Consider the following 1,400-nt stretch of genomic DNA (forward strand, 5'->3'; position numbering starts at 1 on the left):
GTTGGTGAAGTTGCGGGCGTTGGTCGCCTTGCGGTGCGCCGAGACCTGGCCGCGATAGGTGTTCTGCGAGAAGCCGGCGGCGATGCCCTTGGAGATGATGCGGCTCGACGTGTTCTTGCCGAGGTGGATCATCTTGGTGCCGCTGTCGACCTGCTGATAGCCGTTCGATACCGCAATCGAATAGAACTCACCTTGGGAATCGTCACCGCGCAGGATGCAGCTCGGATATTTCCAGGTGATCGCCGAACCGGTCTCGACCTGCGTCCACGAAATCTTCGAGCGGTCGCCACGGCAGTCGCCGCGCTTGGTGACGAAGTTGTAGATGCCGCCCTTGCCCTCGGCGTCGCCGGGGTACCAGTTCTGCACCGTGGAATATTTGATCTCGGCATCGTCGAGCGCTACCAGTTCGACGACCGCCGCGTGCAACTGGTTCTCGTCGCGTTGCGGCGCCGTGCAGCCCTCGAGATAGGAGACGTAAGCCCCCTCCTCGGCGATGATCAGCGTGCGCTCGAACTGGCCGGTGTTCTTCTCGTTCATGCGGAAATAGGTCGACAGCTCCATCGGGCAGCGCACGCCCTTGGGCACGAAGACGAACGAGCCGTCGGTGAACACAGCCGAATTCAGCGTGGCGTAGTAATTGTCTGAGGTCGGCACGACCGAGCCGAGATATTTCTTCACCAGCTCCGGATGCTCGCGGATGGCTTCCGAGATCGAGCAGAAGATGACGCCGGCCTGCGCCAGCTCCTTCTTGAAGGTGGTGACGACGGAGACGGAATCGAACACGGCATCGACGGCGACGCGGCCCGATTTGTAGACATTGTCGCTGACTTCCTCGAGTTCCGAGGCGTCGGTCTTCTGCACGCCGGCAAGGATTTCCTGCTCGCGCAGCGGAATGCCGAGCTTCTCGTAGACCTTCAAGAGTTCGGGATCGACATCGCTCAGCGAAGTCGGGCCGGGCGTGCTCTTGGGCGCCGCGTAGAAGTAGATGTCCTGGAAATCGATCTTGGGATAGTGGACGCGCGCCCAAGTCGGCTCGTCAAGCGTCAGCCAGCGGCGATACGCTTCCAGACGCCATTCCAGCATCCAGGACGGTTCGTCCTTCTTGGCCGAAATGAAACGGATGATATCTTCGCTGAGGCCCTTGGGGGCCTTATCGACAGCGATTTCGGTCTGGAATCCGTATTTGTATTGGTCGACGTCGATCTTTCGGACCCGATCGATCGTGTCCTGCACAGCAGGCATAAGCGTTCTCCATCCACGCCGGGGTCAAGGCCCGACAGTTTTCAAACTATGGCACCGCCAAAAACGAACCCCGAAGAGGTGCTCGCGGCAGCGTAAGTTTAATATAGTGCGCTTCGACCGGGAATTCACCCGGCCAGCATGAAACGCACGGCTCTACC

At 60.0% G+C, this 1,400-nt stretch carries 1 protein-coding gene; it reads right to left on the reverse strand.

From position 1 onward, the window contains the following. Positions 1 to 1,242: Fe-S cluster assembly protein SufB (sufB, locus tag EN939_RS34175; protein ID WP_127271823.1), on the reverse strand; the 1,242-nt coding region annotated here is incomplete at its 3' end. Positions 1,243 to 1,400 lie beyond the last annotated feature (158 nt).

The organism is Mesorhizobium sp. M7A.F.Ca.CA.002.05.1.1, assembly GCF_003998335.1.
GTDB lineage: Bacteria > Pseudomonadota > Alphaproteobacteria > Rhizobiales > Rhizobiaceae > Mesorhizobium.